13 protein-coding genes are annotated in these 15,482 nt (G+C 72.2%); 2 read left to right on the forward strand and 11 right to left on the reverse strand.

Annotation, left to right across the window (positions count from 1 at the left end; translation table 11 throughout):
* Positions 1-274 precede the first annotated feature (274 nt).
* Positions 275-1,003, reverse strand: a complete 729-nt coding sequence (locus AMPC_RS14020) for an FKBP-type peptidyl-prolyl cis-trans isomerase (protein ID WP_248341902.1) — start codon at positions 1,001-1,003, stop codon at positions 275-277.
* A 55-nt stretch (positions 1,004-1,058) separates the two neighbouring features.
* Between AMPC_RS14020 and AMPC_RS14025 the strand changes: the two genes are divergently transcribed.
* Both AMPC_RS14025 and AMPC_RS14030 read left to right on the forward strand, forming a co-directional pair.
* The gene (locus AMPC_RS14025) at positions 1,059-1,490 is read left to right on the forward strand and encodes a hypothetical protein (RefSeq protein WP_248341903.1); all 432 of its coding nucleotides are present in this window, start codon (positions 1,059-1,061) and stop codon (positions 1,488-1,490) included.
* Between the two features lie 215 nt (positions 1,491-1,705).
* The gene (locus AMPC_RS14030; protein WP_248341904.1) at positions 1,706-3,367 is read left to right on the forward strand and encodes an Ig-like domain-containing protein; all 1,662 of its coding nucleotides are present in this window, start codon (positions 1,706-1,708) and stop codon (positions 3,365-3,367) included.
* Positions 3,368-3,455: 88 nt separating this feature from the next.
* Here AMPC_RS14030 and AMPC_RS14035 read toward each other — a convergent pair whose 3' ends face one another.
* The 10 genes from AMPC_RS14035 to AMPC_RS14080 all read right to left on the reverse strand — a co-directional run bounded on the left by AMPC_RS14035 (position 3,456) and on the right by AMPC_RS14080 (position 15,375).
* Complete coding sequence (locus tag AMPC_RS14035; protein ID WP_248341905.1) at positions 3,456-3,983, reverse strand: hypothetical protein; 528 nt, start codon at positions 3,981-3,983, stop codon at positions 3,456-3,458.
* Between the two features lie 218 nt (positions 3,984-4,201).
* Positions 4,202-5,014, reverse strand: coding sequence for a phosphatase PAP2 family protein (locus tag AMPC_RS14040; protein ID WP_248341906.1), 813 nt, complete (start codon positions 5,012-5,014; stop codon positions 4,202-4,204).
* Positions 5,011-5,676 (reverse strand): diacylglycerol kinase family protein, encoded by a 666-nt coding sequence (locus AMPC_RS14045; protein WP_248341907.1) that lies wholly within the window; start codon positions 5,674-5,676, stop codon positions 5,011-5,013. Before AMPC_RS14045 ends, AMPC_RS14040 begins: the two co-directional genes overlap by 4 nt.
* A gap of 28 nt (positions 5,677-5,704) precedes the next feature.
* Complete coding sequence (locus AMPC_RS14050) at positions 5,705-7,957, reverse strand: polysaccharide biosynthesis tyrosine autokinase (protein WP_248341908.1); 2,253 nt, start codon at positions 7,955-7,957, stop codon at positions 5,705-5,707.
* A gap of 10 nt (positions 7,958-7,967) precedes the next feature.
* Positions 7,968-9,458, reverse strand: a complete 1,491-nt coding sequence (locus tag AMPC_RS14055) for an MraY family glycosyltransferase (RefSeq protein ID WP_248341909.1) — start codon at positions 9,456-9,458, stop codon at positions 7,968-7,970.
* Positions 9,459-9,577: 119 nt separating this feature from the next.
* Positions 9,578-10,774, reverse strand: coding sequence for a glycosyltransferase family 4 protein (locus AMPC_RS14060; RefSeq protein ID WP_248341910.1), 1,197 nt, complete (start codon positions 10,772-10,774; stop codon positions 9,578-9,580).
* Positions 10,771-11,340, reverse strand: coding sequence for a WcaF family extracellular polysaccharide biosynthesis acetyltransferase (locus AMPC_RS14065; RefSeq protein ID WP_248341911.1), 570 nt, complete (start codon positions 11,338-11,340; stop codon positions 10,771-10,773). The genes AMPC_RS14060 and AMPC_RS14065 overlap by 4 nt, the downstream gene beginning before the upstream one ends.
* Positions 11,337-12,509: a glycosyltransferase gene (locus tag AMPC_RS14070; RefSeq protein WP_248341912.1), complete on the reverse strand. Its 1,173-nt coding sequence runs from the start codon at positions 12,507-12,509 to the stop codon at positions 11,337-11,339. Before AMPC_RS14070 ends, AMPC_RS14065 begins: the two co-directional genes overlap by 4 nt.
* On the reverse strand, positions 12,506-13,246 hold the full coding sequence (locus AMPC_RS14075) for a class I SAM-dependent DNA methyltransferase (RefSeq protein ID WP_248341913.1): 741 nt from the start codon (positions 13,244-13,246) through the stop codon (positions 12,506-12,508). Before AMPC_RS14075 ends, AMPC_RS14070 begins: the two co-directional genes overlap by 4 nt.
* Positions 13,243-15,375 carry a glycosyltransferase family 4 protein gene (locus AMPC_RS14080; RefSeq protein ID WP_248341914.1) on the reverse strand — a complete coding sequence of 711 codons (2,133 nt, stop codon included), beginning with the start codon at positions 15,373-15,375 and terminating at the stop codon, positions 13,243-13,245. Before AMPC_RS14080 ends, AMPC_RS14075 begins: the two co-directional genes overlap by 4 nt.
* Positions 15,376-15,482 lie beyond the last annotated feature (107 nt).

Consider the following 15,482-nt stretch of genomic DNA (forward strand, 5'->3'; position numbering starts at 1 on the left):
GATCGGTGAACCAGGGCGGCGTACCCGCGCGGAGACCGGAAAGGCCTGAGCGACCGAACCCAAACGTTCGTTTGCGGGCCGCCCGCCCGGGTCAGTGCCCGGCCTGCCGATGGGAGCCCCGAATGGACGACGACCGGACGCCCGCCCGTGAGCTCGGGGGACGGCCGGTCGTCTTTACAGGGCGCGCTTTGTAAAACTTACGTCAACGCACCATTCGTGACTTGATCTGCATCACGAAATCCTGCGTCCTGGCTGGAGATTGCCCTCCGGGGGCTCACTTGGCGCTGACGCCGAGCAGCTCGACCTCGAACACCAGGGTGGACCCCGGCGGGATGCCCGGCCCCCCTCGATCGCCGTAGGCGAGGTCGGCCGGGCAGACGAGCCGGGCCTTGCCGCCCACCTTCATCTTGGCCACCCCTTCGGTCCAGCAGGGGATGACCCGTCCGAGGGGGAACTCGGCCGGCTGGCCGCGCTGCACGGAGCTGTCGAAGACCTTCCCGTCGGGAAAGCGGCCCGTGTAGTGGACCTTCACCGTGTCGGCGGCCTTGGGCTGCGCGCCGGTGCCGGCGGCGAGCGGGAGGTAGACGAGGCCCGACGCGGTCCGCTCGGCGCCCTTCTCGGCGGCGGCCTTGTCGAGGAACGGCTTCGCCTCCGCCTTGCGCCTGTCGGCGGCCGCCTTCATGCGCGCCTGCGCGAAGGCGTTGATGCGCGCCTGGGCGGGCCCGGGATCGACGCCCTTGCCGGCGAAGGCGTCGTCCATGCCGCGCCGGACCACCGCGTACTCCTCCTTGCTGAGCGAGAACAGCTCGAGCTCGCGGGTGACCGTCGCGCCGATGGCGGCGAGGGTCTGCTCGTCGGGCGCCGTTGAATCGGCGGGCGGCTGGGCCGTCGGCTTGAGGTCGGTCTTCTGGGCCGCGGGCGGCTGCGCCGCCGGCCTGGGATCGGCGCCGTGAGCGCCGGAGGCGAGCGTGAGCACGAGAGCGGAGACGGCGAACCGGCGCATGGGGGAGTCCTTTCGAGATTGGCCTTCGGGCGCGCGCATTATAGCTTTCCGGTCCATGAGGAAGCTCGCTCTCGCCGCCGCGCTCTGCTGCATCGTGGCCGTCCCCTGCCGCACGCTGGCCGCCGGGATCCCGGTGCGGGTGCGCGTGCTCGCGGGGAAGCGGCAGGGGCCGCCGCAGGTGGACCCGCGCCTCAAGGACCTCCAGGCGCAGCTCTCGCCGCTCGCGTGGCAGACCTGGACGCAGGTGAAGGAGGAGCAGCGCGACCTCGAGGTCGGCAAGCCGGCCAGCTTCTCGCTGCCGGACGGCAGCGCGCTCGAGCTCACCATCCAGGAGGCGAAGAAGGACACCGTCACCTTCCAGCTCAAGGTGCCGCGGAGCCAGACCGCCTCCAGGCTCACCATCAGCAAGGATCAGCGGATCGTGCACCAGGTGGCGCCGGAGAAGGACGGCACGGCCACCTTCGTGAGCATCCGGCCGTGGCCGTAGGGTGAGCGCGGCGTGCCGCGCGGCGCCGTCGTCCTCGCCGGGCCGTGCGTCAAATTTTTGACTTGACCCACAGTCCGTTCGGGCGTTTCATGCCCCGCGTTCGCGGCGCTCCGTTCCGGGGCGGATCGCGAAGGGGTCGCAAACGACAGCCAGGCGCGCTCCTCCGGTCCGCTCGGGCCGGCGCGGGGCGTCCTTTTGCTCGAGGGGGTACACGGATGAGATCGCTGCGTATCGGAGCTCTTTCGCTCGTGGCGCTGGGCCTCGCGGCGTGCGGGACCGGGCAGTCCAACAAGGGGAGCCTGCAGACCACCGTCCGGCTGCAGGGGCTCGCGGCGGGGCCCGTCACCAAGGTGACGGTCGCGGTCACCTCGTCCGATCCCAACGAGACGATCGCGCCCATCGAGCTGACGGCCGGCACGCCCGCCGGGACCTACACCGGCACGTTCGCCCAGCTCCGCGCCAGCACCAACGGCGGCCCCACCTACCAGCTCCTGGCGGAGGCGGTTGACGCGGGCGGGACCGTGCTCTATCGCGGCTCGGCCGCCGGCGTGAGGGTGACCGAGGGCGTGATGAGCACGATCATCATCATCGCCAACAGCACCGCGCCGGTCGTGCACACCGACTACGTGCCGGTCCGGATCACGGCGGTCGAGGCGGCCGCCCAGGTCCGCTCCGGCGAGCAGCTCACCTTCAAGGTGACGGTCAACCCCGACGCCACCGGGCCGGTGGCCCTCCAGTGGAGCCAGATGGACGTGGTCGACCCGGCCACCGTCTTCACCGATCCCACGCAGGGCACCACGGTCTGGACGGCGCCGACCACGCCGTCCTTCCAGACCGTGCACATCACCGTCACCGCCTCCAACGGCCTCGCCGCCCCCTCCAGCGTCACCTTCGACGTGGCGGTCACCGCCAAGGTGGACGCGCCGGTGCAGGTCACCCTGAACGACGCCCCGGTCCTCGCGTCCCTCACCCTCGGCCAGCCGCGCGTCGCGCCGGCGCAGACCGTGGACCTGTCGGTGTCGGCCTCCGACCCGAACGGCGACGCCCTGACCTACACCTTCTCGAAGGGCACCTGCACGGGCTCCTTCGGCGCGCTGGAGGGAGCGCCGCAGGCGGCCTCCACCGCCATGTTCACCGCCGGCAGCGCGATCGGCGTCTGCAAGCTCGCCGTCACCGTGACCGACGCGAACGGCCTCACCGCGACCGGCACCGTCGCGCTGGACGTGGATCCGCTGCAGCCGCCCCGCACCGAGGTGGTGACCCCCACCTCGCCGGCCACCGTGCCGAACGTGGTCGGGGTGGCGGACGACGGCGCCCCCGGCTTCCTCGGCGGCAGCATCCGCGCCACCGGCACGCCCAAGGCCGAGCTCTACTTCACCCCGCAGGGCCTCTTCAGCCGCACCGGGCTCAAGCTCGGTGACATCGCCCGGCTCAGCTTCTACACGAAGAAGGCCACCAGCCACACGGAGGACGTGCTCGACTGGTTCCTCGCCATCTACACCACGCCCTACGCCGGCCAGACCTCCGGCTGGTACGGCGCGCGGGTCGAGGCCGAGGCCTACCTGGCGAAGAACCTGACCGAGACCGTCGGCGACTGGAACCTCTGGGACTCCTCCGGGACCCAGAACCAGCTCCGCTTCTTCGAGTCCACGGCCGGCTACTTCGGCAGCTACACCGACCCGACCTGGAGCGAGTTCGTCGCCGGCAACAGCCTCGGCGGCTCCGGCGGTCGCGTGGTCGCCGCCTACCAGGATCTGCCCATCCTCTACTTCTCGGTCCAGACCGCCTCGGGCGCGGCCGGCTTCCAGGGGCAGCTCGACGGGCTCCGCATCGAGCTGACGGACGGCTCGGTGACGCAGGTCGATTTCCAGCCGTAGCGCACCGGGCGCGGCGCCGAGCGCGCCGCCGCGGAGGAAGGGGCCCCTTCACGAGGAGGGGCCCTTTTCTTTCCGGTCCGCCGGAGCGTCACCGCCCGACGATCGCGGGGGCGGTCGTCGGGGCGACGTGGATCGTGCCCGTGGCGGCGCCGCCTCGCGCCGGCGACAGCCCGGACCCGGCGGGCGGCGCGTGCCCCTTCCAGAAGTCGAGGACCACGAGCTCCACCGCGCACCCGGCGGAGGAGTCCGGCAGGTGCACCAGGATCCGGTCCGCGCCGCCGGACGGCGCCGGCGTGAGGACCGCGCCGGGGCAGGTGGGCGCGCTCCAGGCGTACTCGAGGTCGTCGCCGTCCGGGTCGGCGGCGCGCGCCGCGACCTCCACGTCCACGCCCCCGCCCTCTCCCTCCGTCCGGAGCTCCTGCCGGACGAGCCACATCGACGAGAGCACCGGGGGCTGGTTGAGCTCCACCTCCACCGCGCCCGGCCCGGATCCGGAGACCTGCACGCCGCTCGCCGCGGTGGCCGCCGGGCCCGACCCGGCCGCGCCTCCGCCGCACGCGGCCAGCAGGGCGGGGAGGACGAGCCACCTCCACCGCGTCCCCGACCTTCGGCTCACGCCAGCGCTCATGACCCGTGCCCCCTCCTCGAACGAAGCGTTCGCGGCTCGGGGTGCAGCGCGCGTGCCCCCGGGAGAGGAATGGCGAAGGGCCGGTGCGCGCGGCGAAGCCCCGCAAATCCGGGTGGATCGGCACGTTCACGGACGGCGAATCCGCCGGAGGCCCCCGGCGCCGGCAGACCCAGGGTAGGACGTCACCCGCGGGAGCCGGGCGGGCGTCACCAGAGGACGGCGATGCCTCCCGGCGCCGGCGCGAGCCGCAGCGAGGAGCGCGCGCCCTCCGCCGGGTGGAAGAAGTGCGGCACCGCCCAGCCGATCACGGTGCCCACCACCGCCCCGGTGGCCACGTCGGTGAGGTAGTGGTCGCGGGCGGCGAGGCGCAGGTAGGCCACGGCCGCCGCGCCCCCCGCGCTCGCGGCCAGGATCCAGGGGGCGCCCGGCACGCGCTGGGACAGGAAGAGGGTCCCCGAGGCCGCGGCGAGCGAGAAGGCATACGTCGCGTGGCCCGAGAAGAAGGACAGGTTCCGCTCGCGATCGATCGCGGCGGAGGGCGATCTCCCGAGCCAGGCGTACGGCCGCTCCCGGCCGACGGCGTACTTCACGCCGGTGTCGAGCAGCATGGCGAGGCTCACGGCCTCGGTGACGAGGAGCACGTTCACCCAGCCGGTCTTCGGGTCGTCGCGGCGGTAGCCATCGAGGAGCGCGTAGCCGAGCACGCCGGCGGTCATCACGCCCACGAGGACGTCGGAGCTGGTGGCGGCGGCGCCGGGGTTGCCCCACGCGAGCGACCGGGCGGCGCTCGCCTCGAAGCCGGGCGGGCTGCACCAGCGGCAGGCGCGCGGGGCGAGCGGGCCCTCGAGCCCGAGGAGCGCCAGGGTCGCGGCCCCGGCGGCCCCGGTGACGGCGAGGTCGAGCGTCAGGTCGTACCGCGGGGGAGCGGGGAGCGCGTCGTCGGCGCGCGCCCCGGCCGCGGCCAGGGCCAGGGCGAGCGCGGCGGCGAGCCAGCGCGAGGATCGGACGGGCGAGGTCATCGGCTCACCTGCGGGGAGCGCCTGGCCGCCGCCGCGGCGGCGAGCGCGAAGAGCGCCACCGCCAGGCCGGTGAAGGGCCACGCCACCGTCCGATGGGCGGCGCCCGCCAGGAGCGCTCCACCCAGGGCGGTGGCCACCCGGTTGGCGCGGCCGCTGGCGTGGCCCCGGCCGAGGAGCCAGCCCGCGGCGGCGAGCACGCCCGCGCCGATGGCGGCGTCCGCCCCGAGCCGCGGGCGAGCGGCGGAGAGCGCCGGCCCCGCGCGCGCCACCACCGCGGCGCCGGCGAGGACCGCGCCGGCCGCGAGGGCCAGCACCGCGCCGGCCGCCGCGTCCTTGGCGATCCGGGCCTCCCGCCGGAGCTCGGTCGTGCACAGGTCCACGAGGGCCTCGAGGGCGGTGTTGAACGCCTCGGCCGCCAGCACCAGCGCGACGCAGAGCAGCAGGCCGAGCTGCGCCGCGAGCGGCAGCGCGACGCAGCCGCCCGCGAGCCCCACGGCGAGCCCCGCGGCCACGTGGAGCTTCATGTTGCGCTCGTGCGCGACCGCGTGCACGAGCCCGCGCCAGGCATGGCCGAAGCTGGCGAGGAGCCCGCCCGGCGCCGCGACGCGCCCCTCGCCTGCCGGCGGCCTCGCCGGAGGCGCCGGGACGAGCCGTGTCCGCACTTCGCGCGCGCGTGGCACCGGTGGCTCGCTAGGCCGACTTCCGCTTCTTGTAGTCGTACTGGTAGTGGTACCCGTACCCGTAGCCGTAACCGTAGCCGTACCGGCCGGCGAGGCGGACCACGTCGTTGAACACGAACCCCGCCGGCCGGATGCCGCTCTGGCCGTAGCGCTTCAGCGTCAGCGTGATCTCGCGCAGGGGGTGCTGTCCGGCGCGGAGGACGAGCAGGTTCACGCCGGCCGTCCGGCCGATGATCGCCGCGTCGGTGACCGCCAGGATGGGCGGCGTGTCGATGAGGACCAGCGCGTACTGGGCCGAGACCCGCTCGACGAGCTTCCGGTACCCGGCGCTCATCAGGAGCTCCGACGGGTTCGGCGGCAGCACGCCCTGCGGCAGGAGGTCGAGGTTCGGCCCCACGTCCCGGTGCACCGCCTCGTCGAAGGACACCGAGCCGGCGATCACCTCCGAGAGGCCCGGGCTCCGCTCGAGCCCGAAGACCTTGTGGAGCCGGCCGTTGCGCATGTCGCCGTCGATGAGGAGCACCCGCTCGCCGGCGTCGGCCAGCACGGCGGCGAGGTTGGTGGCCACGAACGACTTGCCGATGCCGGGGCTCGGGCCGCCGAGGGCGATGACGCGGTTGGGCGCGTCCATGAGCGCGAACTGGAGGCTGGTGCGCAGGGAGCGGAGGCTCTCGATGGCGAGGTCGGTGGAGTCGCGCACCGCCAGGAGCCCGGAGCCCTCGGCCGCCTTGCGGCCGCGCCCCAGCTGCGACTGCAGATCGCTGTGGGGCACGCTCGCGTAGACGCCGATGCCGGTGGCCGCCTCCACGAGGTCCGGATCCTCCACGCCGCGGTTCAGCGAGCGGCGGACGAACGCGGCGACCACGCCGAGCACCAGGCCGAGCACGACGGCGAGCCCGGCCGTCTGCACCGGCTCCGGGTGCACCGGCTTCCGCGGCACGAGCGCGCGATCGAGGATCCGGACGTTCCCGATGGTCCCGGACTTGGCGACCTTGAGCTCCTGCGACTTGTTGAGGAGGAGGACGTAGAGCTCGTTCGAGACCTTCACGTCGCGCATCAGGCGCGCCGACTGCAGCTCCGTCTGCGGCAGCCCCTTGATCTGGTTCACGAGGTGCGTGCGCTCCGCCTCGGCCTCGGCCAGCTTCTTGTCGATGGTGACGACGTACGGGTGCGTGTCGGTGAAGCGCTGCTTGAGCTCGGCCCGCTGCAGCGACAACTCGGTGACGAGCTTCTCGATCTCGACGCTGCGGTCGAGGGCCGCCTTGGCCTCCAGCGAGAGGTCGATGGTGCCGTGCGCCGAGCGATAGGCGTTGAGCGCCTGCTCCGCCTCCTCCACCTTCCCGCGGAGCACCGGCAGCTGGGCGTTCACGAACTCGAGCGTCTTCTGCGCCTCCTCCGACTTCCGCTCCACGTTCTGGCGGAGGTAGTCGGTGGCCATCGCGTCGAGGATCGCGACGAGCCGCTCGCGATCGGTGCTCGAGAGCTCGACCCGGATGATGCCGGTCTTCTTGCCCTTCTCGGCGATGACGAGGTCCTTCTGGAGCTTCTGGACCACCTCGCTGGCCGGCCGCTTCATGAGGCGGAACCAGGTCCCGGGCCGGGCCCGGAGCTCCGAGACGAAGAGCTGGGCCGGGCCGCCGGCGGTCCCGGCCGCCTGTCCGACCTGTCCCTCGACGAGCAGGTCACCGTCCGCGGTGAGGAGCCGGTACCGGCCCGCCTCGCCGGCCACGAGCGTCAGCCGCTCGTTCTCGAGGCGCGGCGACACGGCCAGCCGATCCACGGCGATCCGCTCGCCACCCCAGGCGTAGCGGGCCAGCCCCAGGAGCGGCGCCGCGAGCGCCTCGCCGCGGTGGTGCCGGGCGATCGCGGCCCCGACGAGCGGGAAGTGCCGCGGCTCGGCGACGACGTCCAGGCCGAGCTCCTGGACCACGGCGCCCACCAGCGAGCGGGAGCGGATGATCTCGATCTCGGTGTCGGCCGGGGTCTGGGTCGAGAGCATGCCGGAGAGCTCGTCGAGCGCGCCGACCCCCTTCTGCTTCTCCTCGACCTGCACGAGCACGTCGGAGCGGAACACCGGGGCGGCGAGCCAGGTGTAGAGCAGGCCCCCGAGGAGCGCGGCCACGGTGGTGGCGAGGATGAGCCCGCGCGAGGCGAGCAGGACGCCGAGGTACTGCGCGAGCCCGGCCTCGTCCTCGTCGGAGTCCGAGGTGGTGCTGGGCGCCACCGCGATGGGTGAGGGGTCGCGAGGAGCGGACGGGGTCACTGGTCTTCCTTCAGCTGGCGAGTCGCGAGCGGCCGGGCTCGTGCCGGGCCGGGGCGAGAGGGACGTCCGGATCGAAGCGATCGAGGGCGTCGTGAAGATACCCGCAGAGCAGCTCGACGGCGATCTCGGTGTCGCGGGAGAGCTTGCGGCGGCCGTCGCGCCAGCCCAGCTCGAGCTCGTCTCCGCCCGGACGCTCGGGGCGGAGCGAGAAGCGGGCCACGAACGGCGCCGGGCCCGCCTCCTGGAAGCCGTCGCTGACGATCGGCTGGTTGGCGCCGGCCGGCCCGCCGCGGCGGAGCGCGACGCAGCTCACGCCGAGCACCGGCGCGGCGGCGCACACGGCCACCCAGACGTCCTCTCCCCGGTCGGCGCGGGCGAGCCGCTCGCCGACCTCGCGGATCGCCTGCAGCGTCATCACGTTGCGCCGGCGGCGCTCCAGGAGGTCGCGGGGACAGCTCATCCGGAGGTAGCCGAGCCGGCGCAGGCCGAGCACGAAGGTGGCGGCCACGCCCACCAGGAACGCCGCGGCCGCGACGCCGCTCAGCCGAGTGAGGGCGACCGCGGAGCACCCGAGCAGCGCCGACGCCGCCCAGAGAGCGCGCACCGCCTGCTTCTGGGTGAGCCCGCGTTCGAGCAGGCGGTGGTGGATGTGGTCGCGGTCGGCGGCGAAGAGCGGCACGCCGCGGACGGCCCGGCGCGCCATCGCGAGCAGCGTGTCGGCGATGGGCAGGCCGAGCGCCACCACCGGGATGGCCAGCGCCACCGCGGCCGAGGACTTGTGCGCGGTCTGGATCGAGCTCACCGCGAGGACGAAGCCGAGGAACATGCTCCCGGTGTCGCCCATGAAGATGCGCGCCGGGTTGAGGTTGTAGCGGAGGAAGCCCAGGATCGCGCCGCCGAGCGCGCCCATGAAGAGCATCATGAGCGCGTTGCCGCGGCTCGTCGCCTCGACGAAGGTCGCCACCACCGCGATCAGCGCCGTCCCGCCCGCGAGGCCGTCGAGGCCGTCGATCAGGTTGAGCGCGTTGATCACCCCCGCGATCCAGAGCATGGTGAGCGGCAGGCCCAGCCACCCCACGCTGACGGTGTGGAGCAGCGGGACGGCGATCGCGTCGATGCGAAACCCGAACGCGTACATCAGGGCGGCGACGCCGAACTGGACCGCGAACTTGAGGCGCGCGCCGGCGCCGAAGAGATCGTCGTAGACGCCGAGCGCCGCGATCACGGCGCCGCCCAGGAAGAGCCCGAGCGCGTGCGGGAGGTCCCCCCAGAAGCGCGCCCCCACCCCGCTCCCGTGCACGAGGAGCAGCGCGAGGAGCGGCGCGTAGAACGCGACGACGATCGCGATCCCGCCCAGGCGGGGAATGGGGCGGCCGTGGATCTTTCGCGAGCTCAGGGCGTGGTCGAGGAACCCGTACCGGTGCGCCGCCGCGCCCACCACCGGCGTCAGCCACGCGCTGGTGGCGGCCGAAAGTGAGAAGGCGATGGCGGCGGTCTTCATGTCCCGGGGCGTGACGTCCGTCCCGCGTTCCGGGGCGACCCATCATGGGTCACGCTAACACAAGCGAGGCACCCCTTCCAGGCCGATCAACGCTGGGTACGCGCCGTCACCTGTATGTTTCACAAGCGATCGAGCAGGCGCTCGAAGGATCGGCAGGCCACGCGCCGATCGTGGTGTTTTTCGAGCGCTGCGCGAGCGAGCTCCCCCATTCGGATTCGCGCATCATCCGTTCGGGTGAGCTGGAGCACCGCGTCGGCGAGCCTTTCCGCCGCGCCGTTCGGGACGACGACGCCGCACGCCTCCCTGGAGAGCGTCCGGGCGACCTCGCACTCTTCCGGTCCCGCGAACAGGGTCGGCCGGCCGGCGGCGAGGATGCCGTACAGCTTCGAGGGCTCGACCAGCCCGAGGAACGCGGGCTGCAGCGAGGCGAGGTGCAGGTCGGCGGCCGAGAGCGACAGGGCCAGCCGATCGCGCGGCTGGTAGGGGCCGAGCCGGACGTTCGGGAGCTCGCGAGCGGCGAGCTCCACCTCCCGCCGGCGCTCGCCGTCGCCGAGGAAGACGAAGCGGACGTCCCGGTGCTCCCGCAGGAGTCGGGCCGCGTCGAGCAGCGTCTGGAGGTCGTGCGCCCGGCCCATGTTGCCCGAGTACATGACGAGGTGGCGGGCGTCGCCCAGCAGCTCGGCCCGCAGCGGGTTCTCGCCGTGCGGGACCGGGCGCACCGCGCGCCCGTCGGCCCAGTTCGGGATCACCTCGACCCGGTCCGCGCGCGCGCCGGCCGCCAGCACCCGGTCGCGCATGGCCTCGCCGAGCACCACCACCGCGTCCGCGCGCGAGAGCACCTGCCGCGAGGCCGCGCGCATCGCCGCCGTCGCCGGGGCGCGCGGGCCGAGCACGCCCATCGCCACCGCGATCTCGGGATAGAGGTCCTGCACCCAGTAGACGAGCTTCGCCCCGCGCAGCGGTCGCACCGCCAGGGCGGCGGCGGCGATGAGCGGCGGGGTGGTCATGGCGAGGACCACGTCCTGGCGCGGGAGCCGGAGCAGCTCCACCGCGGCGGCCGCGTAGAAGCTGCCGTAGTCGAGCGCGCGGTGCGCCAGGGTCCGCTTCCCGAGCGAGGTCGCCGCCACCCGCCGGATCTCCACGCCCCGGTGGCGCTCGCGCGCCGGCAAGGTGCCGCCGCCGAGGTAGCTGCCGCGGCCGGCGAGGGCGGTCACGGAGACGCCGGCGGCGGCCAGGTCCTCCGCGAGATCGGTCGCGAGCTGCGCGGTGGCCGCGAGGTCGGGGTGGAAGAACTGGTTGAGGAGGAGGAGCTTCATGGCGCCGAGCCGATCCTCCGCTCCTTCTGCTTCGCCGCCGGGTTGCCGGCGTAGACGCCGTACGCCTCGGTGTCGCCCGAGAGGACGCCGCCCGCGCCCAGCACCGCGTGGCTCGCGAGGCGGCTCCCGGGCAGGAGCAGCGAGCGCACCGCCGCCCAGGCGCCGTCCTCCACCGTGACGCCTTTCACCACGAGGTCGAAGGAGGGCTTCGACCAGTCGTGGTTCCCCGTCTCGACCATCACGCCCTGCGACAGGCAGACGTCGGCGCCGATCTCGATCCGGCCGAGCGAGTCGAGCCAGACGCCCTCCCCGACCCAGGTGTGGTCGCCGAGCGAGAGGTTCCAGGGGTACTTCACGGTGACGCGCGGCTTGATCACCACCCCTTCGCCGACCCTCGCGCCGAAGGCGCGGAGCAGCGCGGACTTGAGGCGCGACGGCCACGGGAAGGCGGTCTGGAGGAAGGCGCGGTGGGCCGCCAGCCAGAGGACGCGGACCGCGAGCGGCCGGCCGGGGTCGTACCAGCGGTTGTCGAAGGTGGAGAGGTCGGTGCGGCCGCGAGGGTTCATTCGAGGAGCTCCACGCTGGACGGAGGCGCGCCGCCTCCCAAGGACCAGCGGTACACGGAGTGGACCTGCTCCGCCACCTCCTGCCACGTGTAGCGGCGCAGGACCTCCTCGCGCCCGCGCGCGCCGAGCCGCTCCCGCTCGCCGGGCGGCAGCCGCACGAGGTCTCGCAGCGCCGCCGACAGCGAGCCCTCCTCTGGATCGCAGACCAGCCCGGCGCCGAGCGCCTGCACGTCGAAGTTGCACGCACGGGTGACGACCACCGGCAGCCCGAGGCTCATCGCCTCGAGCACCGCCATCGAGAACCCCTCCGAGTGCGAGGGCAGCACGAAGGCGTCCGCGGCCGTGAGCGCCTCCGCCTTGGCCTCCCCGAAGAGCGGGCCGGTGAAGAGCACGGACCGCTGCAGGCCGCGCTCCGCCACGCGGCCCGCCACCTCGGCGGCGTGCCCGAGCTGATCCGGGCCGGCGACCACCAATAGCCAGTCCTCGCGGGCGAGCTCCGCCTCGCGGGCGAGCCGCGCCCAGGCCTCCACCAGGATGGGCAGGCCCTTCTTCGGATGGATGCGGCCGAGGAAGAGCAGGAGGCGGCGGTTCGCGACGGACGGGAAGCGGGCCGCGAAGGCGCCTCGGTCCGGCCGCGCGGCGGGAGGCGTGACGCCGTTCGGGATCACGGCGATCGGGTTTCGCAGGCCGAGGGCCCGGAAGGCCCGCGCCTCGTTCTGGTTGAGCGCGTGCAGGCAGCGCGCGCCGCGCAGGTTGCCCTCCTCCACCAGCGCCCAGAACAGCCGCTTCTTCCAGCGGGAGTGGGCGAGCGCCCAGGGCTCCAGCATCCCGTGCGGCGTGACCAGCACCGGGCGGCCGGACCCGCGACCCCAGCGGCGCGCCGCGCGCGACGGCCAGGTGAAGAGGCCGTGGAGGTGGAGCAGGTCCGGCGCGGGGCCGGCGAGCGCGCGCGCGAGCCCGGGGGCGAACCCGAGCGCGAGCGGGCCCCGGTGGGGGAAGAGCTCGGCCGAGTCGCCGCACTCGGTCAGCGCCGGCGCGGCGGGATCGCGCACCCCGAGCAGCCGCGGGCGGAGGCCGGCCTGGTGCTGCGCCGCCGCCAGCGCGGCCACCACCGGCGGGATGCCGCCGCCCCGCACCGACAGGAGCCAGGTGAGGTGCGCGGGGATCATGCCCGGCGGCAGACGTAGATCTGGTTGACGCCCAGTCGTGACAACCCAACACTTCCGGCTGCCCAGCGTTCGATTTCGAGTGTGCGCTCCTCTCCGAGTCGCCTGGCAACGAGACCTGGCAAGACGCCGAGCCCCACGACCCGCTCCACTATCAGGCCAGCGCCCTTCAACAAATCGAGCGTCCGCCGCGCACTGAGATACCGCTCCGTGCGGCGCCCCAGCGCTCGCCTAACCAATCCGAAGGGGGCAGACACCACCTTGTAGCTGGGCAGGCTCCCGTGGTTGTTCACGATCAGTCGGGCCTCTCTATCTCGCAAACGAGCCGCGAGCCTCATCAGAACGGTCTCCCGCAACGAATCCTCGGCGTTCAGAAGGAACCGGAACGCGGTGATGAGGTCATACTCTGCCTCTACGCCCGTCTCGGCCGTGATGTCCTTCAGCAACAACTCAGCATTCGGACACTTGGCTCGGGCCTGCTCGAGCATCGCGGGGGACACATCGATTCCACGAGTCCTAGAGAAGTTCGGCTGCACATAGGAGAGGACCCGCCCTGTGCCGCAGGCGAAGTCCAGATAATCAGCAAGCCTGTTCCGGCCCCTCAGTTCCTCCACCACGCCCGCGAGCACGTTCTGCTCCAATCTCCACTGCAGATCCCAATAGCTGCCTGGCCTGTATTGGTCCGCGTCGTAGAGCGCGCCAGCACCGCTCGCCCTGAAAGCATCGCGATAGGACTTCACGCACCGCCTCCTCTCCAACTCTGGATGATCTCACCGGCCGCGGTGACCCCGCGCGCCTGCAAAAACAGCAGGCTCAGCATTACATCGCGCTCCCTGTATCCACACGCGTCGAAGTCAGCCAGCAGGCGAGCGGCCACCTGGCCGGGGGCCTGCCCTGCCCACCTCGTCATGCGCCCCAGCCAGAAACGAACTGGGTCCGCAAGAACGGGCGCATCCTCGGCGAAGGACTCCCAGTCGAACAACCACAGTCGCTCTCTGCTACGCACCAGATTCCAGTGCACGAAGTCTCCATGCGCACGACATGCGCGCACCTCCGCGCCGGCGCCAATCCGGGCCGCGAGGTCCTTGTACTCAGCCCCTATCAGCGGCCACCAACTCGCCTTCTCACAACGAGCCAGGCGGAACTCACTTCCCGCCAGTTCCGATTGCACTCCCGCGACGGCATCGGACCAGTGGGGCGCAACGCACTTGGCTTCCACGGGGATGCCCTCGAGAACGAGCAGTCGATGATCCTCGAACAGATCGAGCCCGATGACTCGAGGAGCAGTGAAGCGCTCTGGGCAGACTCTCCGGATCTCGTTGATCCCAGCAGCCTCTCGAACGAGGTCTTGATCGGCGAGCGAGTCCAGGGACGCCTTTGCGAAGGCGATGCGGCGCCCGAGCTTGTCGAACAGGTGAACATAGATGCGGCGGCGCTGCAGCTGGCGGGGATGAACAAACACCGCCGCGAGATTCGCATCGCCCAGGAGGTCGCAAAGGTGCTTCTCCAGGGCCTCCGCCGAGCCTGCATTCAACGCGGCGACAGGCGTCGCAGCGGAGCGAGACACGAGCGGCGCGCCGCCACATTTCACGGCGAGCGCAATACCGCTTCGGTAAGCTCGAGCGCGAACGCTGTGTCTCGGAAGGGCTTCGACCGTGTGTCGGCTGTTCGCCCCCTCGCGGCGGCAGGCGGCGATGTCCCGACCAGCGAAGGAAAACACCCGATACCTGCGGTCGCCGGCCCGCATTGCCGTCATGAATCCCTTGACGAATGCATCGCCGCCCCAGCGCTCCACGTCACCAGCGGCCTGAGTACCCATGGCATCGGCTCGCCCTGCGTCTCGCGCCAGCTCCGACATGGCGGCAGCAAGAGCAGGCGTTGTGGGCGGAAACGTGAACCCGTTCACCCCTGGACGCACCAGAGCAGCCGATCCGGCCGCTTCCGACACTAGAACCGGAACCCCCGCAGCCATTGCCTCATTGGTCACCAATCCCCACTGCTCGGTGGTACTCGGCAGCACGAACCCCGAAGCCAAGCCGTAATAGCTCGGCAATTCGGCATATTGCTTGAACCCCGGCATCAACACCGTGTCTTTGAGACCCAGCCTGCCTCGCGTCGCCTCCAACTCCGACCGCAGAGGGCCGTCCCCCAGGAGCACCAGCTGCCACGCCGATTTGCCGGCTCCCCTCCGGTAGATCCCGTAGGCCTCCAGCAGGCAGCTCAGGTTCTTCTTTGGGATGAAACGCGCGCTGCAAAGGAAATAGCGCTCGGGTAGAGCCAGCTCACGGCGAAGCTTCGTTGCCACAGCGCGGGCGCGTGCCGCGCCTTCTGCGAAATACGCATTATCCACCACGTCATACCCGAGCGCTATTCGCCCTGGGTCCATGCCCATGCGAACAAGGTAATCGGCATGCGTGGGTCCGCCGACCAGGGCGGCGTCGAAGCGGCGCACAATCCAAGCCTTCCCGGTCTCCTTGAAGATGTTCCTCGCGCAGTCGTGCTCTTGGCTATCGGACATCAGGACAGCGACACGCCGGCGGCGCTTGCACCACGCCAAAGCCGAGAGCGCCTCGGCAACAGCCCACCCGTGGATCCCCACCACGTCAGGGGATTCTTCCTCGAGCGCCCGCACGACCGATACTGATCGGCGGATGGCGCTGACGTCCTGGTAATCCGCGCCTCGAATCGCCGTGCGGCGTCGGAAACCTGCAGCCACGACCGGCTCCCAATCGTACTCCCGCGTGCCGGATGCGACTTCCAGCCCCAGCACTCGCTCCTCTCCACACCTTTGCGTCAGCGCCGCCAACCGAGCTGCGTGATATGGGCCAAAACGGCCGAAGATCACGGTGATGCGGGCACTGTCGTTCACTTGGCCACCCCACATAGACTTCGCTCGAAGCCCCGGCCGCTCACGCGCGGACGCTCCCGAGGCTTTCCAATGGTTCGGTGCCGCCTCGGTACCGGCCACTTCGCGCG

It is taken from the genome of Anaeromyxobacter paludicola (assembly GCF_023169965.1).
Taxonomy (GTDB): domain Bacteria; phylum Myxococcota; class Myxococcia; order Myxococcales; family Anaeromyxobacteraceae; genus Anaeromyxobacter_B; species Anaeromyxobacter_B paludicola.